Genomic DNA, 25,973 nt, shown 5'->3' on the forward strand with positions numbered 1-25,973 from the left:
TGTTCGCCGGAGTCTGAAGCTACTGCTGCAGTTCCCGCAACACGACCGAGGGCGGCACGTCGACCACGCGCCGCGTCGCGACCAGGCCCGTGACCAGTGCTGCGATCATCCCGATGCCGCCGCCAGCCGCGGCCAGCGCCCAATTGGCTTCCCACGGCAGGCCGAAGACGCGCTCGGAAATCACGCCCGCGAGGACCGAGGCCGCGATCGCCGCCACGAGCCCCGACAACAACCCGATCGCCGCGAACTCCGAGGTCTGCGCGAACCGCAACTGCCTGCGGCTCCCACCGAGCACGCGCATCACGCCGCCTTCGAGCAGGCGCTCGTCCTGGCTGGCGCTGATCGCGGCGAGCAACACGAGGATGCCGGCCGCCAGCGAGAACCAGAACACGACCTGCACGACCACCGACACCTGGTCGGCCGTATCGCGCACTTGCGCGAGCGTGGCTTCGACATCGATGACGGTCAGGTTCGGGAAGCGTTCGACGAGTTGCGCGGTGAAGCGCGGCTGCGTCTTCGGCACGCTGACCGCGGTGATCCAACTCGCCGGGTAACCATCGAGCGCACCCGGGGACACGAGCACGAAGAAATTCGGGCGGAAGCTGTCCCAGCTGACTTCGCGGAAGCTGGTGATCGTCGCGGTCAGAGGACGGCCCGCAATGTCGAAGGTGATGCGGTCGCCCAGTTTCCAATCGAGCGAATCGGCGAACTTCTGCTCGACCGACAACTCCGGCGACGCCGGGACGCGATTGCCCCAGAACTTGCCGGCCGACAGGCGATTGTCGTCGCGCAATTCGCTGCCGAAAGACAGGTTGAACTCGCGCTCGGCGCGGCGTTGCATGCGTGGACTGTCGGGGTAGTCCTTCGCGCTCACGGCCTTGCCGTTTCGATCGAGCAGGCGTGCGCGCACCATCGGATACAGCGTCGGTGCGCCGAGCCCGTTCGACGTGACAAATTCGCGCACCGGCGCGAGTTGATCCTGCTGCACGTTGATGATGAAACGGTTCGGCGCGTTTTCGGCGAGCGAAAGTTGCCAGCGATCGAGCAGATCGGTGCGTACGAACGTCAGCAGCAACAACGCCATCAACCCGAGGCCGAGTGCCGAGACTTGCGCGACCGCCGTGCCCGCGCGGCGTCCAACGTTCGCCAGTCCATAACGCAGGCTGCCGCGCAGACGTGTGCGCACCTTTCGCACGACGAGGATCAGCGCCCAGGCCATGACCGCGAGCACGAGCAAGGTGCCCGCGACGCCGCCGAGCATCGCGGTGGCGAGCGTCGGCGATTCGGCCTTCCACCACAGCAAGGCGGCGAGGCCGGCGAACGCGGCGACGCCGACGATCCATGCGCTCGGTTCGGTCGGATCCAGGTCGCGGCGCAACACGCGCAGCGCAGGAACGCGCCGCAACGCGAGCACGGGTGGCGCGCCGAATGCGATCAACACGACGAGGCCGACCGCGTAACCCTGCAACGCCGGCAACCAGCCCGCCGGCGGAATGGAAATCGCGAGCACGCGTGCGAGCCATTCACCGATCGCCCATTGCAGCGCGAACGCGATCGCGACGCCCACCGTGCATGCGATCAATCCAAGCCACGTCAATTCGCCCAGATGCACGGCCACCAGGGTGCGCTGCTGCGCACCGAGGCAGCGCATGACCGCGCTGCCGTCGAGATGCCGCGCACTATGCCGACGCGCGGCCATCGCGACCGCGATCGACGCGAGGATGACCGAGACCAACGCCGCCAGCCCGAGGAACCGCCCCGCGCGATCGAGCGCCGAACGCATTTCCGGTCGCGCGTCTTCGATCGTTTCGATGCGCTGCCCGCGACCGCGCTGCGCGCGCGCCGTATCGAGGAAGCGCGCGACCGCAGGGCCTTCACCCGCGACGACCAGGCGATAGCCGACGCGGCTGCCTTCCTGCACCAGGCCTGTCTTCGGCACGTCGGCGATGTTGATCGCGACGCGCGGTGCGGTGTTGAAGTAATCGAACGCGGCGTCGGGTTCCTGCGCGATCAGCGCGACGAGCCGGAACTTCGCATCGCCGATCGCAAGCTCGTCGCCGACATTCGCATCGAGCGTCTGCGCGCCGGCGACGCCCATCCACGCCGTGCCGGGCGCCGGACCGCCGCGCGCATCGCGTTCGGGGCCGCCGATGCGATCGACCAGGCGGAAGACACCGCGCAAGGGAAACTGCGAATCCAGCGCACGCAATTCACCGAGCTGCAATTGCTCGCCGACGCGCACCATGCTGCGCATCTCGATCGTGTCGGCGTGCTGGAGTCCCGGTGCGTTCGAAGCGTTGCGCACCGCGCCCGTGATGGGCGAATCCGATCGCACGACGGCATCGCCGCCGAGTAAACGATTCGCTTCCTGCGCGAGCGCGCGGCCCGCGCGGTCCGTTACGAAACCGACCGACGTGATCGCCACCACCGCAAGCACGAGCGCGACGAAGAGGATGCGCACGTCGCCGGATGCGAAGTCGCGGCGCAATTGTCGCCATGCGAGGACGAGCGGATTCATTCGACCAGGCGCCCGCTGTCGAGGCGGATCTGGTGGCGGCAGCGCGCGGCGAGGTGTTCGTCGTGCGTCACCAGCACCAAGGTCGTGCCTGCATCGGCGTTGAGCGCGAACAGCAGATCGATGATCGCCTGGCCGGTGTGCGTGTCGAGGTTGCCCGTCGGTTCGTCCGCGAACAGCAGCGCCGGATGCGTGACGAACGCGCGCGCGAGCGCGACGCGTTGCTGTTCGCCGCCGGAGAGTTGCCGCGGGTAATGCCCGAGACGCGCGCCGAGGCCGACCTTCTCGAGGATGCGACGCGCAGGCGCCTGCGCATCGGCGTCGCCGCGCAGTTCCAGCGGGAGCATCACGTTCTCCAGCGCCGTCAGCGTCGGCAGCAACTGGAAGCTCTGGAACACGAAGCCGACTTTTTCGCCGCGCACGCGCGCTCGGCCGTCTTCGTCGAGCGTCGACAGCGACTGACCGTCGAGATGCACACTGCCGGAAGTCGGTGTATCGAGACCCGCGAGCAGCGACAGCAGCGTGCTCTTGCCGGAGCCCGAGGCACCGACGATGGCGACCGCGTCGCCGCGTTCGACCGTGAAGGCGACGTCCTCGAGGATCGTCAGCGCGCCGTCGGGCAACGCGACGGTCTTGCCGAGTCCGCGGACATCCAGGGCGATGGCAGGGGAGGCGGGGGCGTGCATGCGGCTTTCAGCGCGCAGTCCAACGGAATCGGCCATGCTGGGGCGAACCATGCGAAGGAGCGGGGGGATGTTCGAACCTTATGCGGGAGCCACCCGCGCGAATCAATGGGCCATCGGTCGCGTGCGCGGCTTCGCGCTCATTTTCGCGACGTTGGCGTTGTGCCTGGGGCTCTTCGCGCCGCTGCATGCGGCCACGCCCGCGAAGACGCCCGCAACCGCACAGCGCACCGTCCTGGTGATGGGCGATTCGCTCTCGGCCGCTTACGGTCTGGCGGCCTCGCAAGGCTGGGTGGCGTTGACCGCCGGCCGCATCGCGAAGGAAAAGCCCACGTGGCGCGTGGTGAACGCGAGCATCAGCGGCGAGACCACCGCCGGCGGCGCGGCGCGCATCGATGGCGAACTCCAGCGCGTGAAGCCGAAACTCGTGGTCATCGCGCTCGGCGGCAACGATGGACTGCGCGGCCTGCCGCTCACGCAAACCAAAGCCAACCTCGAACGCATGATCAAAGCGTCGAAGACGGCCGGCGCGCAGGTGCTGCTGGTCGGCATGCGCATCCCGCCGAACTACGGCCGCGAGTACACGCAGGGCTTCGAAGGCAACTACACGGCGCTCGCGAAGCAGTACACGCTGCCGTTCGTGCCCTTCCTCCTGGAACCGATCGCCCGCGACCGCGCGAACTTCCAGGACGACAACATCCACCCCGTCGCCAGCGCGCAGCCCAAGCTCCGCGACCACGTGTGGAAGACCCTGGGGCCCATGTTGAAGTGACCGTCGGCTCGTCACCCCCCGTGCAAGGGGGGTGATTCGCGCACAGCGCGAATCGGGGGGTTCAAGGTCGCAGCGAATCCACGCAACCCCACCCCGGCCCTCCCCTGCCTTCGCAGGGGAGGGAGAACAGCGTGACTAGTGGCACATTCACTAGATTGAATCTCGCACTAGTCTGCGCTTCAACCTAGTGGATGCCCCGCCCGCGATGGACACCCCCGACCGCGATGCCCTCGACCAAGCCCTGCGCAAGTTCCAGCGCGAGCTGAGCGCGGGCACCGTTTCGCTCGCCCTGCTGGCCGTGCTCGCCTCGGCGCCGGGGCCGATGTACGGCTACCAGATCGCCAAGACCCTCGAACGCAGCGGCGAGGGCGTACTCAGCGGCAAGCAGAGTGCGCTGTATCCGGTGCTGCGCAACCTCGAGAACGCCGGCTTCCTCGCCAGCCACGTCGAACCGTCGGTCGCCGGCCCGCCGCGCCGTTACTACGCGATTACGGCGCCCGGCCGCACCGCGCTTTCCGAATGGGCCGCCGCCTGGCGCGCGACCCGCACTTCCGTCGACTCCGTCCTCGAAGGACTCCTGCCATGAACGCGCCCTTCAACAGCGTTGCAGACTCCACCGCCCGCCTTCCGCATTCGATCCCCGAATACCTCGACCAGTTGCGTGAAGCGCTCGCCGGATCCGATCCCGCGCTCGTGCAGGACGCGTTGTACGACGCCGAGGAATACCTGCGCTCGGAACTCGCCGAAAACCCCGGCATGCCCGAGGCCGACGTGATCGCCTCGGTCGCCGGCAGTTACGGCGCGCCGCACGAAGTGGCCGACATCTATCGCGACACCGAAGTGCGCGTGCAATCCGCGCTGCGCCAGCCCAGGCCCGCGCCGCGCGAGTCGCTGCTCGGCAAGTTCTTCGGCGTGGCCGCCGATCCGCGCACCTATGGCGCGCTGTTCTATTCGGTACTCGCGCTCGCCACCGGCATCTTCTACTTCACGTGGGTGGTCGTCGGGCTGTCGCTCTCGGCCGGCCTGGCAGTGCTGATCATCGGCATTCCGGTCGCGATCCTGTTCCTCGGTTCGGTGCGCATCCTGTCGCTCGTCGAAGGCCGCATCGTGGAAACGATGCTCGGCGAACGCATGCCGCGCCGCCCGCTGTATTCGGCGCGCGGCAAGGGTTGGGTCGATCGCATCAACAACATGTTCTCCGACCCGCGCACGTGGTCGACGCTGCTTTACATGGTCGCGATGCTGCCGCTCGGCATCCTGTATTTCTCGCTGATGGTGCCTTTGCTGACCACGGCGGTGGCGTGCATCGCGGCGCCCGTGCTGATGGGGTTCGGCGCCTTCGATGGCTGGTGGCTCAACAACTACGACATCGGGCCGATCGTGCTGAACGACTTCTACGTGGGCTCGACGCTCGGTTGGTGGTCGTATCCCTTCGTGTTCGTCATCGGCGTCCTGCTGCTCTTCGGCACGCTGCACCTGGCGCGCGGCATCGGCAAGATGCACGGCCTGTTCGCCAAGCACATGCTGGTGAAGAGCGCGCAGTACGCCTGACGCTCAGAAGGGCTTGGCGAGCACCAGGAACACGATGCCGATCAGCAGGAACACCGGCACTTCGTTGAACCAGCGCAATGCGGTCGGGGAGGGCAGCGACTTGCCCTTCTCGACGCCCTTCAGCCAACGCCCGGACACCGTGAAGTGCGCGAGCATCAACACGACGAGCGCCAACTTCGCGTGCAGCCAGCCGCCGGACATGTGGAAGTAGAACCACAACACCAGTCCGAACACGAAGGCGAACCCGAACATCATGTGCCCGAAGCGATAGAGGCGCTTGCCCATGAGCACGAGGCGCTCGCGCACGGCGGGCGCGTCGCCGGCTTCGGCGATGTTCACCAGGATGCGCGGCAGGTAGAACACCCCGCCCATCCAGGCCATGACGAACACGAGGTGGGCGGTCTTGGTCCAGAAGTAGGCCATGGCGGTTAGCATCGCAGGATGGAAAAGAATTACGACCAAGCATACTTCGACCGCTGGTACCGCCGGGGCGGCATCGGCGACCGCGCCCGCCTGGCGCGCAAGGTGGCGATGGCCGTCGCGGCCGCCGAGTACCACCTCGAACGCCCGATCCGCACCGTGCTCGACATCGGCGCCGGCGAAGCCGCCTGGCGCGCGCCGCTGCTGAAACTGCGGCCGGGCCTGCGCTACCTCGCCTTCGACTCCAGCGAATACGCGGTGCATCGCTACAGCCGCAGCCGCAACCTGCACATGGCGCGCTTCGGCGATTTCGAACACCTGCGCCCGTGCGCGCCGGCCGACCTGCTGGTCTGCAGCGACGTGCTGCATTACCTGGCCACGCGCGAACTCGACCGCGGCCTGCCGGGCCTTGCGGAGTTGTGTGGCGGTGTTGCGTTCCTCGAAACCTTCGCGCGCGAAGACCACGCGGTCGGCGATGAACACGATTTCCAGGATCGGCCCGCGTCGTTCTATCGCAAGCGCTTCCACGCACTGGGCTTCGCGCAGGTGGGTTCGCACCTGTGGCTGTCGCCCGCGTTGAAGGCGCGGGCGACGGCGCTGGAGATCGGTTAGCGCTTGAAGTCGGCGGGCTTCGGCAATTCGACGGGCACGCCATCTTCGTTGCAGGTGTTCGCCGCACACAGGCGTTCGCGCAACGCGGGCGTGGCCTGCACGAGGAAGTGGAACAACACGTTCTGCTCCACGCTGCCGCGCACCGCGTCCGCGCCCGGGCCCTTCGCCCACACGCCGACGTCGTCGCCGCCGTGCGTTTCGGCGCCCATCGGAATCAACGCTTCCTGCAGATAGTCGACGGCCTGCGTATCGACATCATCGAGATCCGGGCGCGGGGCGCCGGGTTTCGGCGCGACGTAACCGGGACCATTCGCGTAGCCGAGCGTCGTGTACGGCAAGCCGAGCTTGTCGACCGCGAACTCGCTGCCCGTCGAATCCTCGCCGCTGATGCCGCGCACCTTGTCCAGGATCGGGTTGCCGCGCTTGGGATAACCGGCGAAGAACATCGTGTGCGCGTGGTCGGCGGTGACGAGGATCAGCGTATCGTCGTCGCCGGTCGCTTCGTCCGCGGCGCGCACCGCGTCGGAGAAGGCGATCGTTTCTTCCAGCGCGCGGCGCGCATTGCCGTCGTGGTGCGCGTGGTCGATGCGGCCGCCTTCGACGAGCAGCACGTAGCCCTTGGTGTTGCGCTGCAGGTGCGCGATCGCCGCGCGCGTCATGTCGGCGAGCGTCGGCTCCGACGTCTCCGGTTTTCGATCCGCGGTGAACGTCAGGTGCTGCGGTGCGAACAGCCCGAGCACGCGCGGCGCATCGCCGGCCTGCGCGAGCTGCGCCGCATTCCAGACGTAGGTGCCGTTCGGATACTTCGCCTGCCACTCGGAAACGAGATTGCGGCCGTCCTTGCGCATGCCCTTCGTCGAAGGCGCGCCCGCATCGGCCAAGGTGTTCGGCGTGAACTTCGCGCGGCCGCCGGCGAGCGCGATGTCGATGCCGTCGCCGAAATCGAAGTCGACGAATTGCGCGGCGAGATCGCGACATCCCGCCGCCGCCTTCGTCGCAGGCAAATAACTGTCGTCTTCCCAATTGCGATCGGGCCCGTGCGCGAACACCGACGCAGGCGTTGCATGCGTCAGGCGCGTGGTGGTCACCACGCCGGTCGACAGGCCGGCCGATTCGCCGAGTTCGACGATGCTGAGCAAGGTGTTGTCCGCGACCGCGCTGCAATCGCCGCGCGGATTGCCCGGTCCGATGCCGATCAGGCCCAGGCGCGTTTTCACGCCGGTCGCGATCGCGGTCATCGTGCCGGCCGAATCCGGCGTCTGGTAATCGGTGTTGTACGTGCGGCTGAGCGCGGTGTTCGGGAATTGTTCGAACGCGAGCAGCGTTTCCTCACCCGGCTGGCCCGCGCGCTGGCCCGCGAGGATGCGCGCGGCGGCGACCGTCGGCAGGCTCATGCCGTCGCCGAGGAAAATGATCACGTTGCGCGCGTGGCCCTGCATCGCGCCGTTGCCCGCTGCGCGCGCGGCGCCGGCGCGATACCACCAGGCGGCCGTTTCGCCGTCGGGATGGTGCACCTGCGGGACATCGATGGCGTGCGGCTGCGCTGCCACGGTCGCGGCGGGTTGCGTCGCGGGTGCGCTGGCACAGGCGGTGAGGAGCGCCGCGAGGGCGAGGGGCAGGACGCGCATGGGGCTTCCGACGGTGAGGGAAGGGGGATGATACGGAACGCCGGTGTTCTGCCCATGCTGTCGCGACCACGACGGCCGCTCGGCTAAGGTCGGCAGTTCGACCCGTGGTGGATGGTGCGATGGCATTGGTTGCAGGGTGGTTGCGGATTCCTTTCTGGCAGCGCGTGCTCGGCGGTTTCGTGCTCGGCGCGCTCGCGGGCTGGTTGTTGGGCCCTGCGGCCGAGACGTGGTTCCAGCCGCTGGGCGATGTCTACGTCAACCTGATCAAGATGATCGCGATCCCGCTGGTGTTGTTCGCGGTGATCAACGCGGTCGGTGCGTTGCACGGGCAGAAATCGATCGCGGCGCTCGCGGGGCGCACGTTCGCGTGGTTCGCGATCACTGCCGTGCTCGCGGTCGCCGTGGGCCTTGCGGTGGGCTGGATCGTGAAGCCGGGCGTGGGCGTCGGCACGTTGGCGATCGCGTCGGACTACTCGCCGAAGAACGTCCCCGGCCCTCTCGACGTGCTGCTCAACATCGTTCCGCAGAATCCGTTCCGCGCGCTGTCGGCGACGGCCGCGGGCAAGACCGCGGACGGCACGAGCGTCATCATTCCGAGCAACTCGACGATCCTGCAGGTGATCTTCTTCGCAGGGCTGATCGGTTTTGCGTTCGTGAAGCTCGGCGAGAAAGCCGCGAACCTGCGCACGCTAGCGCGCGAAGCCAACGACACGATGATCCAGGTCACGCGCTTCGTGCTGGAGTTCACGCCGCTGGGCACGTTCGGTTTGATCGCGGGCCTGGTCGGCGCGTACGGCTTCGAGAAGCTGCTGCCGCTGGGCAACTTCGTCATCGCGTTGTTCATCGCGTGCATCGTGCAGATCGTCGTGGTCTACGGCGCGTTGCTGCTGATCCACGGGCTCAACCCGCTGAAATTCTTCCGCGGCGCCGCGCCAGCGATGCAGGTGGGTTTCGTCGCTTCCAGCAGTTTCGCGGCGATGCCGGTTTCGCTGCGCGCGGTCGAACACAATCATGGCGTCGACAAGGATTACGCGGCCTTCGCCGTGCCGCTGGGCGCGAGCATCAAGATGGATGGATGCGGCGCGATCTATCCGGCGCTGGCCGCGGTGTTCATCGCGCAGTATTCGGGCATCGAGTTGCACGCGGGCACGTACGTCACGATCGCGTTGGCGTCGGTGCTCGGGAGCTTCGGCACGGCGGGCGTGCCCGGCACTGCAGTGATCATGGCGACGGTGGTGTTGAGTGCCGCGGGTTTGCCGTTGGAAGCGATCGGCTATCTGTACGCGATCGATCGGGTGCTCGACATGATGCGCACGATGACCAACGTCACCGGGCAGATGTTGGTGCCGGTGTTGGTCGCGAAGGAAACCGGCTTGCTGGATCGCACGATCTACGAGGCGGCGTCGAGCAACGTCGGCGTGGAGCACGCCAAGGAGCCAGCATGAGCGAGATCGTCCTGGTCGAGCGGTTTCCGGACGTCGATGATTATCTGCGCGTGCGCGCGGCGGCCGGGATGCACGCGAAGTCGCGCGAGGCCGCCGAACGCGCGTTGCCGAACACGTTGTACGGCGTGCGTTTGGAGCGCGACGGTGCGGTCGTCGGCATGGGGCGCGTGATCGGCGACAACGGGTGTTTCTTCACCGTCGTCGATATCGCGATCGTGCCCGAGTTGCAAGGGCAGGGGTTGGGCAAGCGCATCATGGCTGCGCTCGATGCCTGGCTGTTGCGCAATGTGCCGCCAAGCGCCTATGTGACTTTGGTGGCGGATGGCGATGCGAAGTATTTGTACTCCAAGTTCGGGTTCGTCGAGAGCGCGCCTGTGGCGGTGAACATGGAGTACGTGATGGAAGTTGGTGGCGTTAAGAGCCATCGGCATTTGGAGGCGTAGTAGAGCGCGCTCGGAAACCGATTGGCGCGCCGCCCGAACGTCGATAGTTCCAAATTTTTTGGGAAAAAGTTTGAAACTATCAACGCTGGGGCATCACCTTGCGGGTCGCTTCGATCACAGGCTTTCGCTCGAGCGTTCATTGGGGGCTGCAAAGCAAGCTTTGCAGGTGGCCAATCGGTGTCGCTGGCGGGCCCCACAATGATGTACGTGGTGGAAACCACGTTTTTCATCGGCCGCATCGGGCAAAAAATAGAGCGCACAGTACGGGCTCTGGTCGAGGAGCAAACGCATCGTGCCTAACGCATGGTCATCAAACCGAATGGACCGCCTGGAGGACTCCGACAAGTTCACCGCGGCGACGTTGGCGGCATCGTTGATTGCTGCGGGACATTCAAGTCCCGCGGCCACCAACACCGACATGGCAGCCACGCAAGCGGTGGAAATCTATCGCGCCGTCCTGGAGAAGCTGCAAGCGACTGGGGAGAAACCCCAGCAGTGATGTGGCAGTCCTCGCGGCGCCCGCTCTCAACGATCGGCCAGTGCGAAGCTTGCTTCGCACCCACCAACGAACGCGCGAGCGAAAGCCCCTTGATCGAAGCGACCCGCACGGTCAATGCCCCAGCGTGGTGTGTTTCAAATTTTTTCCCAAAAAATTTGGAACACACCACGTTCGGGCGACGCGCTGATTCCGTATGAGCGACGCTCTTAGCGCGACCCCGCCCGCTGCTTCGCAAGCTCGGCATCGAACTTCGCCTCAGCGCCGTCCGCGTACTCCACGCAAGTCATCGGCTTCGGATGCGGATTCGAAGCATCATTCGGCGTCCATCCACTCGCATCGGAATGCGGCGTCAGCAACACATCGCACGGGAGTTTCCGCACGACATCGAACGTGCGCTTGTACGTCTCCACGATCCGCGGAAAACGCGCGTTGCCGATCAACTTGTAGCCAGGGGCACTGAGGCTGTCGACGTAGGCGAAGCGAAGCGGTTTGCCGTTCTTCGTGTCGGTCCACGTCCAGCTCGTGCTGCCCGGCGTATGGCCCGGGGTGAAGTGGCCGGTGAGGCGCATCGCGCCGACCTCGACGACTTCCTCGTCCTGCAGATAACGATCGACCTGCGCGGGCGGAAAGGTGATGTCGTCGCCGAAATGGATGTCGTCGGTGCCGCCCTTGGCGAGCATCGCGGCGGATTCGGCGTTGGCGACGATGCGCGCGCCGGTCGCGCGCTTGAGCGCGGCCACCGGGCCGGCGTGGTCGGCGTGCGCGTGCGAAACGAGCAGCCAGCGCAACTGGCTGGGCGCGACGCCGACTTTGAACATGTTCGCCAGCAGCATGTTCGCCGCTTGCGGCATGCCGCCGTCGATCAGCAGCGCGCCGTCGGGCGTGACGACCAGGACGGCGCTGATCGACTCGGTCCCGATGTACCAGGTGTGGTCGGCCAATTGCAGCGGTGCGATCGGTTGGCGCCAGGCGTCGGGGACTTCGTACGCACCCGATTGCGGCAGGGGCTTCTCGCGGGGCGGCGCATCGGCGGCGAAGGAGGAAAGCGTCAGGAACGACAGCAAGGCGACGGCGACGCGCGTCGCGCGGAACAGGGTTTGCATGGAGGTCCGATCAGAGAATGGGGATGTCGCGCTTGCGAGCCGCAAGCCGCGCGCCGAGCAGCGCCATCGGGACAGGCAACAAAATGCCGAAGATCGCGACCCACGTCGGATGCTCCGGCACGATCATGATCATCCCGACCACGCCGAGCAGCACGAACAGGGCGACGATGATCGCCGCGGTGCGCGGCCAAGGGCGGGAGATCCGTGCCGCGACCCAACCACCGGCGAACGCACCCGCGATCCAGGCGAGCACGAGCATCGCAAGCGCGGGAACAGGGGCTGCGGCCAGGATGGGGCCGAGATTGGCGGTGTTCGTCGGGTCGAGCCCCGGCGGCGGCGGATACATCAGATGACTGGCGTATTCGATGCCGGCGATGACGACGTACATCACGGCCAGGCCGGCGACGACGCCGAGCACGCACTGCAGGATCGCCTTGCCCATCGTCGTGTCTCTCCGCGTGTTCGCATCAGCATGCGATGGCCGCGCGCGCGCCGCAAGATGTTCGTCGACTGCCCCGGAAATGCAGAAGGCCGCCTCGCGGCGGCCTTCCGGAACAATCGGTGCGACTTGGGATTACATCGCGACGCGACGGCCCTGCATGTAGCGGCCGGACCAGTAACCCGACGCCAGGCTGTCCACGCGCACGTCCTTGCCGCGGCTCGGCGCGTGCAGGAAGCGGCCTTCGCCGACGTAGATGCCGACGTGGCTCACGCGCCCGCGCTTGCCGAAGAACACCAGGTCGCCCGGCACCAGCGCGGAACGCTCGACGGCTTCGCCGGTCGTCGCCATCTGGCGGGAGACGCGGGGCAGTTCCATGCCGAGGACGCTGCGATAGACGTAGCCGACCAGGCCGCTGCAATCGAAGCCTTCGGTGGACTCGCCGCCCCAGCGATAGGGCGTGCCGAGCAGCGACATCGCCTTGCTCAGGACGCCGGAGATGCGTTCGGTGAGCTTGGGCTTCTGCTGCTGGTCGAGGACGGCGTTGGGATCGAGCTCGGCCAGGTCGCCGAAGATCGGGCGCACCTTGAGCGGCGCGGCAGCCTTGATCGGGGTGTCGAGCTGGACGGCGGATTGCGTGCCGGCGGCCACGACGTTGGCGTCCTGGGCGAAGGCGTTGGTGGCGGCCACGCAGAGCGCGGCGGCACAAAGCAAACGGATTGCGCCCGCGCGCATGCGCTGGGCGGTGGAGCGGGCGGCGGCTGGGCCTGTTGTCAGGTCTGTCGTCACGAAGCCATCACTGAATCAAGGACGGGGCCGACCTTACCGGCTGAAGACCGGGTGAAGGTTCAAAAAACGTTAGGGCGACGTGAACCCATGCAAGATTCGTGACCGGTCTGCGTATTCAGCCGACTCCCACGGCCGCTTGATTTTCTGAATGCGACTTACTGCAGAACGCGGCGGGCGCCGGCGTAGTGCTGGGCCCAGTAAGGGCCGTCGAGGTGGTCCAGGCGGACCGTGCCACCGCTGCTCGGGGCATGCACGAAGCGACCTTCGCCGACATAGATGCCCACGTGCGTCACCGTGCTGCCGCTGGAAAAGAACACCAGGTCGGCCGCGGCCAGGCGGTCGACGGCGACCTTCGGCCCGCCCGAAGAGGCGAGGTCCCGCGAGGTCCGCGGCAACTGCACCGCCGCCATGTCGCGGAAGACGTAGTTCACCAACCCGCTGCAGTCGAATCCGCTCTCCGGCGTATTGCCGCCCCAGCGATACGGCGTGCCGACCAGGCCGATGGCCCGCATCAACACGGCGTTGGCGCGTGCGGGATCCGCGGGCTCGACCACCGGCCAGGCGCGCGGCATCGCCACGCGCGCGCTCGGCGCAGGCTTGCGCACGGCGTCGCCGCCGCCGCACGAGGCTAGGAGCACGATGGACATAAGAAGAAGGAGAAGGCGCCCCCGCGCTGGCGCGGGTGCCGGGATGCCCGGATAATGCGCGACCCCGCGGGCCGTGCTGCGTTCGACATTCATCGTCGGCGAGTGTGGCCGCTTTCACGCGGCGCTAGCAAGCGCCCCCATCGAGCCTGCGCGTCGCGCAAGCCACCGGAACCCCGATGAAGATCGAAAAAGACCGCGTCGTCCGTTTCCATTACTCCGTCAACGAGCGCGCCGCCCATGAAGCGGGCGAGACGGCGATCGAAACCTCCAAGGATCGCGACCCGCTCGCCATCCTGATCGGCCACGGCAACATCATTCCGGGCCTGGAAAAGGCGATGGAAGGCCACGAGGCCGGCGAATCCTTCGGCGTCGACGTCGCCGCCGTCGATGCCTACGGCGAAGTCAAGGAAGGCCTGAGCCAGCGCGTGCCGAAGAAGCATTTCGGCAACCAGCGCCTGGCCCCCGGCATGCAGGTCGTGCTGAACACCAACTTCGGCCCGCGCGCGGTGACGATCCAGAAGGTCGGCATGAGCGTGGTCGATGTCGACCTCAACCACCCGATGGCCGGCAAGGACCTGCACTTCGACGTCGAGATCGTGGAAGTGCGCGAAGCCTCGGCCGAAGAGCTGGAGCACGGCCACGTGCACGGCGACGGCGGGCATCACCACTAAGTTCGTCGCGCCGCGGCAGAGCTTCCGGACGGCCCGCCTTGCGCGGGCCGTTCGCGTTTCCGGGGCCCCGTGACTTCCGACCTGCGGTGACTTCCGGCCCTCATCGCGCCCCGCGCCGCGTGCATTAATGCGCGCATCCCAGGGAGGGCACCATGACGGACGCACGCTTCACGCCGATCGCGACCAACGACCGCATCACCACGCTCGATGTCATCCGTGGTGTCGCGCTGTTCGGCATCCTCCTGATGAACGTCGAGTTCTTCAACCGGCCGATCAGCGAGCTCGACGTCGGTTTGCCGGCGGGCGTCACCGGCATCGACTACTGGGCCGGATGGTTCGTCCTGGTGTTCATCCGCAGCAAGTTCTGGACGATGTTCTCGCTGCTGTTCGGCATGGGCTTCGCGGTGATGCTCGGCCGCGCGCAGGCCGCGGGGCGGCCGTTCCTCGCGCCGTATGTGCGCCGCACGCTCGCGCTGGCCTTGTTCGGTTTCCTGCATTGCGTGTTCATCTGGAACGGCGACATCCTGTTCGACTACGCGATGGCGGCCGCCTTCCTGCTGATCGTCTTCCACGCAAAGCCGAAGGTGTTGTTGTGGATCGCGGTGTTCGCGCTCCTGGTCGCGGCGGCCTCGGGCGGCGCGCAAATCGCGGGCTACGAGCAGAAGGTCTGGATCGGTGGCCTGATGATCGGCGGTCCGTTGCTCGTGCTCGGCCTGCTTGCGTGGGCGATCCGCAAGTGGCCGGCGAACGGACTGCGCAACGCGGGCCTCGTGTTGTTCCTGCTGCCGTGCATGGGCTTGCTGATCGGCGGGCTGGTGACGCCGCAGACCACGCAGGCCGAACGCGATCGCGCGGCGATGACCGACGCCAAGACGCCGGCCGAACGCGCCGAGTTGAAAAAGGCGCTCGCCGAGCGCGCGAAGGCGATCAAGGAACACGACGAAAAAGTCGCGACCGAACGCCGCCTCAATTCGTCGGGAACCTACGCGGAAAACGTCGCGTTCCGCCTGGCCGAATGGCCGAAGAACGCGGTGGGCCACATTCCGTTCTCGCTGACCTTCGTGCTCGGCATGTTCCTGCTCGGCGCGTGGTTCATTCGCTCGGGCCTGATGACGCAACCGGCCGCGCACCTGGACCTGTACAAGAAGATGGCGATGTTCGGCATTCCCTTCGGCATCGGGCTGTCGATCGTCGGCGCGGCGATCGCCTCCACGCACGTGCGCGGCGTCAACGATGCCTTGTTCACCTTCGCACAGGGGTTGATGCTCATCGCGTCGCTGCCCGCCTGCCTGGGGTACGTCGCGGCGATCGTGCTGATGTTCCATTCACCGCGCCTGCGCGCGTTCGTCGCGCCCTTTGCGCAGGCCGGGCGCATGGCGCTCACGGTCTACATCACGATGTCGATCATCGGCACGCTGTTCTTCTACGGCCATGGCCTGGGGCACTACGGCATGGGCCGCGCATGGCAATTGGTCTGGTGCGTGGCGGTGTTCGCGTTGCTGCTCGTGCTGGCGAACCTGTGGCTCAACCGCTTCCGCTACGGTCCGCTGGAATGGGCGTGGCGCGGGATCACGTACCTGCGCGTGCCGTCGATGCGCTCCGAGCGCCTGGCGACCGCCTGAAACAAGACGCTCGCGCCCCGCGCATGGCATGCTGAGGGGCCTTCGAAGGCCCGCGGCAGGGATCACGCGACACGATGCAGGGGACGACTCGGGACGACATTCTCGTGGCCGGCGGCGGTGCCGTCGGCCTGGCCTGTGCGATCGCGTTGCTGGACGCGGGCCGCAGCGTCCGCGTGATCGAAGCCACGCACGTCGGCGCGGGTGCCTCGCACGGCAACTGCGGCACCATCACGCCCAGCCACGCCGGCCCGCTCGCGCAGCCGGGGATGATCCAGACCGCGCTGCGCATGATGTTGCAGCCCGATGCGCCGCTCTACATCCGTCCGCGCGTCGATCCCGTGCTCTGGCAATGGCTGTTGCGATTCGCCGCGCGCTGCAACCTGCGCGACTTCGAACACAGCGCGCGCGCGAAAGGCGCGCTGCTCAACGACTCGCGCGTGCGCCTGGCCGAATGGATCCGCGATCTCGCGCTGTCGTGCGAGTTCGTCGAATCCGGCGAGGACTATGTCTTCCGCGATGCGGCGCGCATGGCGCACGACTACACCGAGGCGCCGTTGCTGCGCGATCTCGGCGTGCAGGTCGAGGTATTCGACGGCCCCGAATACGAAGCACTGGAACCGGCGTTGAAACCCGGTGTCGCCGGCGCGATCCGTTTCGCCGGCGATGCTGCGCTGCGCCCCGATCGCTACGTGGACGAACTCGCGCGCGTGTTCCGCGAAAAGGGCGGGGAGATCGTCGAAGGCTGCGCGCTGCAATCGATCGAACGCGACGGCGATGCGTGGCGCGTGCGCACGACCACCGGCACCTATCGCGCGCGCGATGTGGTGTGCGCGCTCGGCGCCTGGACGCCGCGGCTTGCCGATGCGATCGGACTCACCGGTTTGCGCGGTGCGATGCAGCCGGGCAAGGGCTATTCGATCACCTACGATCCGCCGTCGCGCGTGCCGAAGCATCCGCTCGTGTTGCGCGAACGCCAGGTCTGCGTGACCGCATGGCCGAGCGGCTATCGCCTCGGCAGCACGATGGAATTCTCAGGCTTCGACGACACGCTCAATGCGCGGCGCCTCGCGGCACTCGAACGCGGTGCGGCCGAGTATCTGCATGAGCCCGTCGGCCCGGTCGTGCGCGAGCGTTGGTTCGGCTGGCGCCCGATGACCTGCGACGACATCCCGATCATCGGCCCGGTGCCGCGCCGCGACGGCATCTGGCTCGCCACGGGCCACGGAATGATGGGCATCGGCATGAGCACCGGCACGGGGCAACTGATCGCAGACCTGGTCACCGGCCGTACGCCGGCGATCGATCCGGCGCCCTACGCGCCGTCGCGCTTCGCCTAAACTCGGCGCCATGGACGGCATCTTCGAACTCCACCGCGGCACCGCGCCGTTGCTGGTCAGCGTTCCGCACGACGGCAGCGAGATTCCCGCCGCGCTCCAGGCGCGCATGGTCGAACGCGCGCGCAGCGCGCCCGACACCGATTGGCACGTGTCGCGGTTGTATGACGTCGCGCGCGCACTCGGTGCGTCGATCCTGCGGCCGCGTTACTCGCGCTACGTCGTCGACCTCAATCGCCCGCCCGACGACACCTCGCTGTATCCGGGCCAGAACACGACGGGCCTGTGCCCGGCCGTGCAATTCACCGGAGCGCCGGTGTATCTGGAAGGGCAGGCGCCCGACGAAGACGAAGTCGCGCAACGCGTGGACACGTACTGGCGCCCGTATCACGCAGCGCTGCAAGGCGAATTGCAGCGCCTGCGCGATGCGCACGGTCGCGTGGTGTTGTGGGAAGGCCACACGATTCGCGGCAGCGACTTGCCGTTCCTGTTCGAAGGTCGGCTGCCGGATTTGAATCTCGGAACATCGAGCGGCGCGAGTTGTTCGCCCCCATTGCAGGCGAAGCTCGAAGGCGTGCTCGCCGCGCAATCCGAATTCGACTGGGTGGCGAACGGGCGCTTCAAGGGCGGCTACATCACGCGCCATTACGCGGCGCCCGACAACGGCATCGATGCGGTGCAACTCGAAATGAGCCAGCGCCTGTACATGGACGAGGATTCGTTCGAATACGACGCGGTGAAAGCACCGCGCGCGCAGGCGGTGATCCGGCGATTGCTCGAAGCGGCGATCGGCTGAAACAAAAAGGGCGGCCCGAAGGCCGCCCTTTTTTCTTGTTGCGTTCGTACCGAATTACGGCGAGGTCGCGACCTTCGCGTTCGGACCGATGTACTTGTCCAGGAACTGCTGCATGCGGCGATAGAGCTCCGCGACGTTCTGCGGATTGGCGAACCCGTGGCCTTCGCCCGCGCCGAGCATCACTTCCGGCGGCTGGCCGATGTCCTTCAGCGCGCCGTCCATCGCACGGAACTGGTTCATGCCGACGTTGTCGTCCGCCTTGCCGTGCACCAGCATCACCGGCACCTTGATTTCCTTCGCGCGCTTGGCCGGCGACTGCTGCGACAGCGCCGCCATGTCGGTGCCGAGCGAACGCTCGTACCAGCGTTCGACTTCCTCGGACTCCGATTCCTTGCTCTTGCTGAGCAGCGGCAGGTCGTACACGCCGACGTAGCCGATCGCGCACTTGTACATGCCGGGGTTGAGGATCGGCTGCATCAGCGCCGAGTAGCCGCCGAACGACGCGCCGTACATGCAGATGCGGTCGGGATCGGCGAGCTTCTGGTCGATGGCGTACTTCACGCCGTCGGTGATGTCGTTCTGGATCATCACGCCCCACTGCTTGAAGGCCTGGTTCGTGAACTTGTCGCCACGACCGCCGGAACCGCGGTAGTTCACCTGCAGCACGCCATAGCCGCGGCTGGCGAGGAACTGCACGTCGTCGTCCCAACCCCAGGTATCGGAGGGGCCGTACGGGCCGCCATGCGGCATCACCACCAGCGGCTTCGGGCCGGGTGCAGCGCCGATGGGCGCGGTGTAGTAGCCGTAGATCTTCGCGCCGTCGCGCGTGGTGAACTCGATCGGCTTCATCTGCGCGACCTGCTTGCCTTCGAACCACGGCATGCGGGCACCGATCTGCACGATCTTGTTTCCGTTCGCACGGTCGAGCAGGTAGTAGTTGCCCGGCACGCGGTCGCTGGAGGTCCAGAACAGCACCTTCTGGTCGTCGCGCGTGAACGACAGGAAGTAGACCATCTGGCCCTTGAACTTCTGCATCAGGCCGGCATGCAACTTCGCCCATTCGCTGGTCGGGTCGAAGTACTGCACCGCCGGGCCCGGCGTGGTGAACGTCACGCCGAAGGGCACGTCCTTGCGGCCGCCGGTCATGATCGTGCCGACGTTGACGCCGTCACGGCCCACGACCTTCGTGCGCGTGCCGGCGGCCAGGTCGACCTTGTACAGCGTCGTGGCTTCCTGGTTGTCGGAGATGCGCGCATACAGCGTGTTGTTGTCTTCGGCGATGTAGCCGCCTGCGACTTCGTAACCGGCGATCGTCTTGGGAATCGGCGTCCAGGGCGAGGTCGGCGTCGGGCGGTACAGCGTCTTCGGCGTTCCGTCCTTGGCTTCGGAGTACGCCACGCGGGCGATGCCGTCGTGGTCCCAGATCAGCGAGCTGGAGACGTCGCCGTCCTTGATGCGTTCGATTTCCTGGCGCGAACCGGTGCGCGTGTCCACCTTGAACACGACGGTGTCGCCGTCTTCGCCGCATTCGGAGGGCCAGCAGTAGTACGTCACGATCGCCTTGCCCGGCTCCTTGTCGAGCGGGCCGGCCATGAATGCCCAGCCCATGTCCTTGTTGCGACCGCGCTGCGTGCCGTCGTCCGGGACGTAGGCGAACAGCGTGCGCTGCTTGTCGCCGGTGATGTTGGTCGACATCAGCTCGCCGAGGTTGCTCTTGAACTGCTCGAGCGGGAAGCGCTTGGCGCGCTGCACGGTGATCTGGTCGTCGTCGGTCCAGGTCACGTCCATCACGTGCGAGTTCTGGCCGAAGCGCAGCGTCTTGACCGTCGAGTTGTCCGACAGGCGCACGACCTGCAGGTTGGTTTCCTTGCCGTCGGGCGAGGGAATGGCGAGGGCCAGGTACTCGCCCGTGGGCGAGAGCGTGACTTCGTCGATGTCGGGGTACTTGGCGAAGTCCTCGACCGAAATCTGTTGGGCCATCGCCGGCGCGGCGACGAGGGCGAACGCGCCGAGCCAGCGCGCGAGTGTGTTCGATTGCATTGCGACTTCCTGTGCTGAGCCTCTCCCCGAGGCGTGCGCAGGTTACAGAAGCGGCAGGCCGCGCACCACGTGCCGGACGTCGTTTTTCAGGCGGAAATTGGCCCGATGCGGCGGGTTGTGCGCTTCCGGTGGCGGATCAGACTTCGAGGGTGGCGAGGTCGCCCTTGGCTTCGAGCCAGATCTTGCGATCGCCCGCACGCTTTTTCGCCAGCAGCATGTCCATGAGCGACCGCGTTTCGCCGTCGTCGTCGACCGTCAGCTGCACCAGGCGGCGCGTGTCGGGGTGGATCGTCGACTCGCGCAGCTGCTGCGGGTTCATCTCGCCCAGGCCCTTGAAGCGGGTGGTGTGCACCGCGCCCTTGAGCTTCTCGCGTTCGATGCGCTCCAGCAGCAGCCGCTTTTCCTCTTCGTCCAGCGCGTAGAACACCTGCTTGCCCACGTCGACGCGGAACAGCGGCGGCATCGCCACGAACACGTGGCCGGCCGCCACCAGCGACGGGAAATGCTTGAGGAACAACGCGGTGAGCAGGGTGGCGATGTGCAGGCCGTCGGAGTCGGCATCCGCGAGGATGATGACCTTGCCGTAGCGCAGGCCCGTGATGTCGTCCTTGCCCGGGTCGCAGCCGATGGCGACCGCGAGGTCGTGCACTTCGGTGGAGGCCAGCACGCTGCCGGACGCGACTTCCCAGGTGTTGAGGATCTTGCCGCGCAGCGGGAGGATCGCCTGGAAGTCCTTGTCGCGGGCCTGGCGCGCGCTGCCGCCCGCCGAATCGCCTTCGACCAGGAACAACTCGGTGCGCGAGAGATCCTGCGAGATGCAGTCGGCGAGCTTGCCGGGCAGGGCGGGGCCCTGCGTGACCTTCTTGCGGACGATCTGCTTTTCGGTCTTCAGGCGCGCGCTGGCGCGTTCGATCGCGAGCTGCGCGATGCGCGTGCCCATTTCGGTGTGCTGGTTCAGCCACAGCGAGAACGCATCGTGCGCGGCGCCTTCGACGAAGCCGGCGGCCTGGCGCGAGGACAGGCGTTCCTTGGTCTGCCCGCTGAACTGCGGGTCGGTCATCTTCACCGACAGCACGAACGCCACGCGATCCCACACGTCTTCCGGCGCGAGCTTCACGCCGCGCGGCAGCAGGTTGCGGAAATCGCAGAATTCACGCAGCGCATCGGTGAAGCCGGTGCGCAGGCCGTTGACGTGCGTGCCGTGCTGCGCGGTGGGAATCAGGTTGACGTAGCTTTCCTGCACGAGCTCGCCTTCGGGCACCCACGCCACGGCCCAATCGACGACTTCGGTGTCCTTCTTCAGCGAACCGACGAACAACTCGGGCGGCAGGATTTCGCGCTGGCCTTCGGCATTGAGCTCACCGCGCAGGTAATCGCGCAGGCCATCCTCGTAATGCCATTGCGCGCGTTCGCCGGTCGCTTCGTCGAACAGGCTGACCGACAAGCCGGGGCAGAGCACCGCCTTGGCGCGCAGCAAGTGCTTGAGCGAGCGCAGGTTGAACTTGTTGGTGTCGAAATACTTCGCGTCGGGCCAGAAGCGCAGGCGCGTGCCGGTGTTCTTCTTGCCGACGGTGCCGACGACTTCGAGCTTCGAAGTCCGGTCGCCATTGGCGAAGGCCATCTTGTATTCGTTGCCTTCGCGCTTGATGAAGACTTCGACCTTCTTCGACAGCGCGTTGACCACGCTCACGCCCACGCCGTGCAGGCCGCCGGAGAAGGTGTAGTTCTTGTTGTTGAACTTGCCGCCCGCGTGGAGGCGCGTGAGGATGAGTTCGACGCCGGGGATCTTCTCTTCCGGGTGGATGTCCACCGGCATGCCGCGGCCGTTGTCGGCCACCTCGGCGCTGCCGTCGGCGTAGAGCACCACTTCGATCGTGTCGGCATGGCCGGCGAGGGCCTCGTCGACCGCGTTGTCGATCACTTCCTGGGCGAGGTGGTTCGGGCGCGCCGTGTCGGTGTACATGCCGGGGCGGCGTTTGACCGGATCGAGCCCGGAGAGGACTTCGATGTCGGCGGCGTTGTAGCGGGAATTCATCGCGTGCGGGGTCGTCCGGGTCGTTCAGCGCGCAGGATAGCGTGAACGGCCCGGCGCAGGCCGGGGTCGCGGCTGGGGCCCGCTACCGGTAGACTACGGCTTTCCGGAAGCCCCCTTTTCCATGACGCCTCCAGTTTCCAGGACGCCGCTCGTGTTCGTCACCGGCGGCGTGGTGTCCTCGCTCGGCAAGGGCATCGCCGCGGCCTCGTTGGCCGCCATCCTCGAAGCGCGCGGTCTGCGCGTGACGATGATGAAGCTCGATCCCTACATCAACGTCGATCCGGGCACCATGAGCCCGTTCCAGCACGGTGAGGTGTACGTCACCGACGACGGCGCCGAAACCGACCTCGACCTCGGCCACTACGAACGCTTCATCCGCGTTCGCCTGTCGCGCCGGCACTCGGTCACCACCGGCCGCATCTACGAGAACGTGATCCGCAAGGAGCGCCGCGGCGACTACCTCGGCGGCACCGTGCAGGTCATCCCGCACATCACGGACGAAATCCGGCGCTGCATCGACGATGCCACCGCCGGCGCGGACGTGGGCCTGGTCGAAATCGGCGGCACGGTGGGCGACATCGAGTCGCTGCCCTTCCTCGAAGCGATCCGCCAGATCCGCACCGAGCGCGGCCCCGAGAACGCACAGTTCATGCACCTCACCCTGGTGCCCTTCATCGCCGCGGCCGGCGAGCTGAAGACCAAGCCGACGCAGCATTCGGTGAAGGAACTGCGCTCCATCGGTATCCAGCCCGACATCCTGCTGTGCCGCAGCGAGCAGCCGCTGCCCGACGGCGAGCGCCGCAAGATCGCGTTGTTCACCAACGTGCCGGAGAAGGCGGTCATCTCCGCCATCGACCTGGACAACATCTACAAGATCCCCATGTGGCTGCACGCGCAGGGCCTGGACAAGATCGTCGTCGAGCGCCTGGGCCTGTCGGGCAAGGCGAAGGCCGAAGCCGACCTGTCCGAATGGGAAGCCGTCGTCGATGCCGCCGAGCATCCGGTCGACGACGTCACCATCGCGGTCGTCGGCAAGTACGTCGACCACCAGGACGCATACAAGTCGCTCGCCGAAGCGCTCAAGCACGGCGGCCTGCGCCAGCGCACGCGCGTGCGCCTGAAGTGGATGGAATCCTCCGACGTCGAAAAGGACGGCGGCAAGGCGCTCGAAGGCGTGGACGGCATCCTCGTGCCCGGCGGATTCGGCGACCGTGGTTTCGAAGGCAAGGTGATGACCGCGCGTTACGCGCGCGAACACCAGGTGCCGTACTTCGGCATCTGCTACGGCATGCAGGCGGCGGTGGTCGATTACGCGCGCCACGTGCTCAACCTGCCCGACGCCAACTCCACCGAAAACGACAAGCGCAGCGAACACCCGGTGATCGGCCTGATCACCGAATGGCGCACGGCGACCGGCGATGTCGAACGCCGCAGCGAAGAAAGCGACCTCGGCGGCACCATGCGCCTGGGCCTGCAGGACCAGCGCGTCAAGCCCGGTACGCTCGCGCACAAGTTGTACGGCAAGGATGTCGTCGGCGAGCGCCATCGCCATCGTTACGAGTTCAACAATCGCTATCGCACGCAGCTGGAAGACGCCGGCCTGGTCATCAGCGCGAAGTCGATGGACGACCTGCTCGTCGAGATGGTCGAACTGCCGCAGTCCACGCACCCGTGGTTCCTGGCGTGCCAGGCGCATCCGGAATTCCTGTCCACGCCGCGCGATGGCCATCCGCTGTTCGTCGGCTTCATTCGCGCCGCACGTGAGCACAAGGCCGGCGGCCGCCTGCTGAAGGAGGCGAGCGCATGAAGCTCGCGCATTTCGAGGTCGGCCTCGACAAGCCGTTCTTCCTCATCGCCGGTCCCTGCGTCATCGAGTCGATGGAACTGCAGATGGAGACGGCCGGCAAGCTGAAGGAAATCACCAGCGAGCTCGGCATTCCCTTCATCTTCAAGTCGAGTTTCGACAAGGCCAATCGCACCTCCGGCACGAGCTTCCGCGGCCCCGGCCTGGAAGAAGGCCTCAAGGTATTGGCGGAAGTGAAGCGCCAACTCGGCGTGCCCACGCTCACCGACGTGCACGAATACACGCCGATGAATGAAGTGGCGAGCGTGGTCGACGTGCTGCAGACGCCGGCGTTCCTGTGCCGGCAGACCGATTTCATCCGCAACGTCGCCAACGCCGGCAAGCCGGTGAACATCAAGAAGGGCCAGTTCCTGTCGCCGTGGGAAATGAAGCACGTGGCGAACAAGGCGAAGGAAACCGGCAACGAGCAGATCATGGTCTGCGAGCGCGGCGCGAGCTTCGGCTACAACAACCTGGTCAGCGACATGCGTTCGCTGTCGGTGATGCGCGACACCCATTGCCCGGTGGTGTTCGACGCCACGCATTCGGTGCAGTTGCCCGGCGGCGCGGACGGCAAGAGCGGCGGCCAGCGCGAGTTCGTGCCCGTGCTCGCGCGTGCCGCGATGGCCGTGGGCATCGCCGGCATCTTCATGGAAACGCACCCCGATCCGGACAAGGCGCTCAGCGACGGTCCCAACGCGTGGCCGCTGCCGAAGATGCGCGCGCTGCTCGAGACGCTGCTCGAGATCGACCGGATCACGAAGAAGAACGGATTCCTGGAAAACACCCTGACCCAATGACCACCATTGCGAAGATCCACGCGCGCGAAATCCTCGACAGCCGCGGCAATCCCACCCTCGAAGCGGAAGTCACGCTCACCGACGGCAGCTTCGGCCGCGCGATGGTGCCCTCGGGCGCGTCGACCGGCACGAAGGAAGCCGTCGAACTGCGCGACGGCGACAAGACGCGTTACCTCGGCAAGGGCGTGAAAACCGCCGTCGCCAACGTCAACACGACGATCGCGAACGCATTGCACGGGTTCGACGGCGACCAGGAAGCGCTCGATCGCCGCCTGATCGACCTCGACGGCACCGAGAACAAGGGCCGCCTGGGCGCGAATGCGCTGCTCGGCGTGTCGATGGCGAACGCGCATGCGGTCGCCGCCTCGCACAAGATGCCGCTGTGGAAGTGGTTGTCGAACGGCAATGCGGTCGAACTGCCGGTGCCGATGATGAACATCGTCAACGGCGGCGCGCATGCCGACAACAACGTCGACCTGCAGGAATTCATGGTGCTGCCCGTCGGCTTCGATTCGTTCGCCGAATCGCTGCGCGCCGGCACCGAGATCTTCCACGCGCTCAAGTCGGTGCTGAAGGGCCGCGGCCTGAGCACGGCCGTCGGCGACGAAGGCGGGTTCGCACCCGACCTGCGTTCGAACGAAGAAGCGCTGGAAACCATCCTCGAAGCGATCGGCAAGGCCGGTTACCGCGCGGGCGAAGACGTGCTGCTCGGCCTGGACGTGGCGTCCAGCGAGTTCTTCGAGAACGGCAAGTACAACCTCACCGGCGAAGGCAAGCGCCTGACGTCGGAACAGTTCGTCGATTTCCTCGCCGGCTGGTGCGCGCAGTACCCGATCATCACGATCGAAGACGGCATGGGCGAACACGACTGGGCCGGCTGGAAGCAGCTCACGCAGCGCCTGGGCGAGAAGGTGCAGTTGGTCGGCGACGATCTGTTCGTCACCAACCCGCGCATCTTCAAGGACGGCATCGAGCAGGGCGTCGCCAACGCGATCCTGATCAAGGTCAACCAGATCGGCACGCTGACCGAAACGCTCGAAGCGATCGCGATGGCCGACCACGCGCGCTACGCGGCGATCGTCTCGCATCGTTCGGGCGAAACCGAGGACACGACGATCGCCGACATCGCGGTCGCCACCACGGCGACGCAGATCAAGACCGGTTCGCTGTGCCGTTCCGACCGCGTGGCCAAGTACAACCAGCTGCTGCGCATCGAAGAACAGCTCGGCAGCGCCGCGCGTTACGCCGGCCGCAACGCGTTCGTGTCGCTGAGGCGCTGAGGCCTT

Annotated in this window: 24 protein-coding genes; 14 read left to right on the forward strand and 10 right to left on the reverse strand. The window is 66.6% G+C overall.

Features of this window, described 5'->3' with window-relative positions:
* Positions 1–19: 19 nt before the first annotated feature.
* Together GN331_RS07535 and GN331_RS07540 are read right to left on the reverse strand one after the other, a co-directional pair.
* Complete coding sequence (locus tag GN331_RS07535) at positions 20–2,518, reverse strand: ABC transporter permease (RefSeq protein WP_156641389.1); 2,499 nt, start codon at positions 2,516–2,518, stop codon at positions 20–22.
* Positions 2,515–3,201, reverse strand: coding sequence for an ABC transporter ATP-binding protein (locus GN331_RS07540; RefSeq protein WP_231734424.1), 687 nt, complete (start codon positions 3,199–3,201; stop codon positions 2,515–2,517). Before GN331_RS07540 ends, GN331_RS07535 begins: the two co-directional genes overlap by 4 nt.
* Positions 3,202–3,268: 67 nt before the next feature.
* Here GN331_RS07540 and GN331_RS07545 point away from each other — a divergent pair, with 67 nt between their 5' ends.
* The 3 genes from GN331_RS07545 to GN331_RS07555 all read left to right on the forward strand — a co-directional run bounded on the left by GN331_RS07545 (position 3,269) and on the right by GN331_RS07555 (position 5,521).
* Entirely contained in the window at positions 3,269–3,970 is a 702-nt protein-coding gene (locus GN331_RS07545) for an arylesterase (RefSeq protein WP_197427048.1), read from the forward strand.
* A 205-nt stretch (positions 3,971–4,175) separates the two neighbouring features.
* A complete protein-coding gene (locus tag GN331_RS07550) occupies positions 4,176–4,556 on the forward strand; it encodes a PadR family transcriptional regulator (protein ID WP_156641391.1) in 381 nt (126 codons plus the stop codon).
* Entirely contained in the window at positions 4,553–5,521 is a 969-nt protein-coding gene (locus GN331_RS07555; protein WP_156641392.1) for a sensor domain-containing protein, read from the forward strand. Before GN331_RS07550 ends, GN331_RS07555 begins: the two co-directional genes overlap by 4 nt.
* Before the next feature lie 3 nt (positions 5,522–5,524).
* Here the strand turns inward: GN331_RS07555 and GN331_RS07560 are convergent, their stop codons facing one another.
* The gene (locus GN331_RS07560) at positions 5,525–5,944 is read right to left on the reverse strand and encodes a CopD family protein (RefSeq protein WP_156641393.1); all 420 of its coding nucleotides are present in this window, start codon (positions 5,942–5,944) and stop codon (positions 5,525–5,527) included.
* An 18-nt stretch (positions 5,945–5,962) separates the two neighbouring features.
* Here GN331_RS07560 and GN331_RS07565 point away from each other — a divergent pair, with 18 nt between their 5' ends.
* A complete protein-coding gene (locus GN331_RS07565) occupies positions 5,963–6,553 on the forward strand; it encodes a methyltransferase (RefSeq protein WP_156641394.1) in 591 nt (196 codons plus the stop codon).
* Here GN331_RS07565 and GN331_RS07570 read toward each other — a convergent pair.
* Positions 6,550–8,181, reverse strand: a complete 1,632-nt coding sequence (locus GN331_RS07570) for an alkaline phosphatase (protein ID WP_156641395.1) — start codon at positions 8,179–8,181, stop codon at positions 6,550–6,552. The genes GN331_RS07565 and GN331_RS07570 overlap by 4 nt on opposite strands.
* Positions 8,182–8,300: 119 nt before the next feature.
* Between GN331_RS07570 and GN331_RS07575 the strand changes: the two genes are divergently transcribed.
* From GN331_RS07575 to GN331_RS07585, 3 genes are all read left to right on the forward strand, one after another.
* Positions 8,301–9,626 carry a dicarboxylate/amino acid:cation symporter gene (locus GN331_RS07575; RefSeq protein ID WP_156641396.1) on the forward strand — a complete coding sequence of 442 codons (1,326 nt, stop codon included), beginning with the start codon at positions 8,301–8,303 and terminating at the stop codon, positions 9,624–9,626.
* The gene (locus tag GN331_RS07580) at positions 9,623–10,069 is read left to right on the forward strand and encodes a GNAT family N-acetyltransferase (RefSeq protein WP_156641397.1); all 447 of its coding nucleotides are present in this window, start codon (positions 9,623–9,625) and stop codon (positions 10,067–10,069) included. Before GN331_RS07575 ends, GN331_RS07580 begins: the two co-directional genes overlap by 4 nt.
* Positions 10,070–10,388: 319 nt before the next feature.
* Complete coding sequence (locus tag GN331_RS07585; RefSeq protein WP_156641398.1) at positions 10,389–10,568, forward strand: hypothetical protein; 180 nt, start codon at positions 10,389–10,391, stop codon at positions 10,566–10,568.
* A 206-nt stretch (positions 10,569–10,774) separates the two neighbouring features.
* On the opposite strand, the gene bla is transcribed toward GN331_RS07585, so the two are convergent.
* From bla to GN331_RS07605, 4 genes are all read right to left on the reverse strand, one after another.
* On the reverse strand, positions 10,775–11,671 hold the full coding sequence (gene bla / locus GN331_RS07590) for a subclass B3 metallo-beta-lactamase (RefSeq protein ID WP_156641399.1): 897 nt from the start codon (positions 11,669–11,671) through the stop codon (positions 10,775–10,777).
* Between the two features lie 10 nt (positions 11,672–11,681).
* The gene (locus tag GN331_RS07595; protein ID WP_156641400.1) at positions 11,682–12,113 is read right to left on the reverse strand and encodes a hypothetical protein; all 432 of its coding nucleotides are present in this window, start codon (positions 12,111–12,113) and stop codon (positions 11,682–11,684) included.
* 132 nt (positions 12,114–12,245) lie between these two features.
* Positions 12,246–12,899 (reverse strand): C40 family peptidase, encoded by a 654-nt coding sequence (locus GN331_RS07600; protein ID WP_425489275.1) that lies wholly within the window; start codon positions 12,897–12,899, stop codon positions 12,246–12,248.
* Positions 12,900–13,054: 155 nt separating this feature from the next.
* On the reverse strand, positions 13,055–13,639 hold the full coding sequence (locus tag GN331_RS07605; RefSeq protein WP_156641402.1) for a C40 family peptidase: 585 nt from the start codon (positions 13,637–13,639) through the stop codon (positions 13,055–13,057).
* 83 nt (positions 13,640–13,722) lie between these two features.
* Here GN331_RS07605 and GN331_RS07610 point away from each other — a divergent pair, with 83 nt between their 5' ends.
* The 4 genes from GN331_RS07610 (at position 13,723) to hutG (ending at position 17,969) form a co-directional block, all read left to right on the forward strand.
* Positions 13,723–14,217 carry an FKBP-type peptidyl-prolyl cis-trans isomerase gene (locus GN331_RS07610; protein ID WP_156641403.1) on the forward strand — a complete coding sequence of 165 codons (495 nt, stop codon included), beginning with the start codon at positions 13,723–13,725 and terminating at the stop codon, positions 14,215–14,217.
* A 152-nt stretch (positions 14,218–14,369) separates the two neighbouring features.
* Positions 14,370–15,839, forward strand: coding sequence for a DUF418 domain-containing protein (locus GN331_RS07615; protein WP_156641404.1), 1,470 nt, complete (start codon positions 14,370–14,372; stop codon positions 15,837–15,839).
* 74 nt (positions 15,840–15,913) lie between these two features.
* Positions 15,914–17,176 carry an NAD(P)/FAD-dependent oxidoreductase gene (locus GN331_RS07620; protein WP_156641405.1) on the forward strand — a complete coding sequence of 421 codons (1,263 nt, stop codon included), beginning with the start codon at positions 15,914–15,916 and terminating at the stop codon, positions 17,174–17,176.
* A gap of 10 nt (positions 17,177–17,186) precedes the next feature.
* Positions 17,187–17,969 carry an N-formylglutamate deformylase gene (hutG, locus tag GN331_RS07625; protein WP_156641406.1) on the forward strand — a complete coding sequence of 261 codons (783 nt, stop codon included), beginning with the start codon at positions 17,187–17,189 and terminating at the stop codon, positions 17,967–17,969.
* Positions 17,970–18,023: 54 nt separating this feature from the next.
* On the opposite strand, the gene GN331_RS07630 is transcribed toward hutG, so the two are convergent.
* Positions 18,024–20,009: an alpha/beta hydrolase family protein gene (locus GN331_RS07630; RefSeq protein WP_156641407.1), complete on the reverse strand. Its 1,986-nt coding sequence runs from the start codon at positions 20,007–20,009 to the stop codon at positions 18,024–18,026.
* Positions 20,010–20,145: 136 nt separating this feature from the next.
* Positions 20,146–22,044 (reverse strand): DNA topoisomerase IV subunit B, encoded by a 1,899-nt coding sequence (parE, locus tag GN331_RS07635; protein ID WP_156641408.1) that lies wholly within the window; start codon positions 22,042–22,044, stop codon positions 20,146–20,148.
* Between the two features lie 121 nt (positions 22,045–22,165).
* Between parE and pyrG the strand changes: the two genes are divergently transcribed.
* From pyrG to eno, 3 genes are read left to right on the forward strand one after another with little or no spacing between them, the layout of a single operon-like run.
* Complete coding sequence (gene pyrG, locus GN331_RS07640) at positions 22,166–23,851, forward strand: CTP synthase (RefSeq protein WP_156641409.1); 1,686 nt, start codon at positions 22,166–22,168, stop codon at positions 23,849–23,851.
* On the forward strand, positions 23,848–24,687 hold the full coding sequence (kdsA, locus tag GN331_RS07645; RefSeq protein ID WP_156641410.1) for a 3-deoxy-8-phosphooctulonate synthase: 840 nt from the start codon (positions 23,848–23,850) through the stop codon (positions 24,685–24,687). The genes pyrG and kdsA overlap by 4 nt, the downstream gene beginning before the upstream one ends.
* Complete coding sequence (gene eno / locus GN331_RS07650; RefSeq protein ID WP_156641411.1) at positions 24,684–25,967, forward strand: phosphopyruvate hydratase; 1,284 nt, start codon at positions 24,684–24,686, stop codon at positions 25,965–25,967. The genes kdsA and eno overlap by 4 nt, the downstream gene beginning before the upstream one ends.
* Positions 25,968–25,973: the final 6 nt, after the last annotated feature.

Source organism: Noviluteimonas gilva, assembly GCF_009740395.1.
GTDB classification, from domain to species: Bacteria; Pseudomonadota; Gammaproteobacteria; order Xanthomonadales; family Xanthomonadaceae; genus Noviluteimonas; species Noviluteimonas gilva.

Excerpts from the sequence above, each read along its gene's own strand:
- GN331_RS07620 (WP_156641405.1), top strand. The coding sequence starts at position 15,914 with ATGCAGGGGACGACTCGGGACGACATTCTCGTGGCCGGCGGCGGTGCC.
- GN331_RS07580 (WP_156641397.1), top strand. The coding sequence starts at position 9,623 with ATGAGCGAGATCGTCCTGGTCGAGCGGTTTCCGGACGTCGATGATTAT.
- GN331_RS07565 (WP_156641394.1), top strand. The coding sequence starts at position 5,963 with ATGGAAAAGAATTACGACCAAGCATACTTCGACCGCTGGTACCGCCGG.
- GN331_RS07605 (WP_156641402.1), bottom strand. The coding sequence starts at position 13,639 with ATGAATGTCGAACGCAGCACGGCCCGCGGGGTCGCGCATTATCCGGGC.
- GN331_RS07585 (WP_156641398.1), top strand. The coding sequence starts at position 10,389 with ATGGACCGCCTGGAGGACTCCGACAAGTTCACCGCGGCGACGTTGGCG.
- eno (WP_156641411.1), top strand. The coding sequence starts at position 24,684 with ATGACCACCATTGCGAAGATCCACGCGCGCGAAATCCTCGACAGCCGC.
- GN331_RS07560 (WP_156641393.1), bottom strand. The coding sequence starts at position 5,944 with ATGGCCTACTTCTGGACCAAGACCGCCCACCTCGTGTTCGTCATGGCC.
- GN331_RS07575 (WP_156641396.1), top strand. The coding sequence starts at position 8,301 with ATGGCATTGGTTGCAGGGTGGTTGCGGATTCCTTTCTGGCAGCGCGTG.
- GN331_RS07615 (WP_156641404.1), top strand. The coding sequence starts at position 14,370 with ATGACGGACGCACGCTTCACGCCGATCGCGACCAACGACCGCATCACC.
- kdsA (WP_156641410.1), top strand. The coding sequence starts at position 23,848 with ATGAAGCTCGCGCATTTCGAGGTCGGCCTCGACAAGCCGTTCTTCCTC.
- parE (WP_156641408.1), bottom strand. The coding sequence starts at position 22,044 with ATGAATTCCCGCTACAACGCCGCCGACATCGAAGTCCTCTCCGGGCTC.
- GN331_RS07595 (WP_156641400.1), bottom strand. The coding sequence starts at position 12,113 with ATGGGCAAGGCGATCCTGCAGTGCGTGCTCGGCGTCGTCGCCGGCCTG.
- GN331_RS07570 (WP_156641395.1), bottom strand. The coding sequence starts at position 8,181 with ATGCGCGTCCTGCCCCTCGCCCTCGCGGCGCTCCTCACCGCCTGTGCC.
- pyrG (WP_156641409.1), top strand. The coding sequence starts at position 22,166 with ATGACGCCTCCAGTTTCCAGGACGCCGCTCGTGTTCGTCACCGGCGGC.
- hutG (WP_156641406.1), top strand. The coding sequence starts at position 17,187 with ATGGACGGCATCTTCGAACTCCACCGCGGCACCGCGCCGTTGCTGGTC.
- GN331_RS07540 (WP_231734424.1), bottom strand. The coding sequence starts at position 3,201 with ATGCACGCCCCCGCCTCCCCTGCCATCGCCCTGGATGTCCGCGGACTC.
- GN331_RS07610 (WP_156641403.1), top strand. The coding sequence starts at position 13,723 with ATGAAGATCGAAAAAGACCGCGTCGTCCGTTTCCATTACTCCGTCAAC.
- GN331_RS07545 (WP_197427048.1), top strand. The coding sequence starts at position 3,269 with ATGTTCGAACCTTATGCGGGAGCCACCCGCGCGAATCAATGGGCCATC.
- bla (WP_156641399.1), bottom strand. The coding sequence starts at position 11,671 with ATGCAAACCCTGTTCCGCGCGACGCGCGTCGCCGTCGCCTTGCTGTCG.
- GN331_RS07555 (WP_156641392.1), top strand. The coding sequence starts at position 4,553 with ATGAACGCGCCCTTCAACAGCGTTGCAGACTCCACCGCCCGCCTTCCG.
- GN331_RS07630 (WP_156641407.1), bottom strand. The coding sequence starts at position 20,009 with ATGCAATCGAACACACTCGCGCGCTGGCTCGGCGCGTTCGCCCTCGTC.
- GN331_RS07535 (WP_156641389.1), bottom strand. The coding sequence starts at position 2,518 with ATGAATCCGCTCGTCCTCGCATGGCGACAATTGCGCCGCGACTTCGCA.
- GN331_RS07550 (WP_156641391.1), top strand. The coding sequence starts at position 4,176 with ATGGACACCCCCGACCGCGATGCCCTCGACCAAGCCCTGCGCAAGTTC.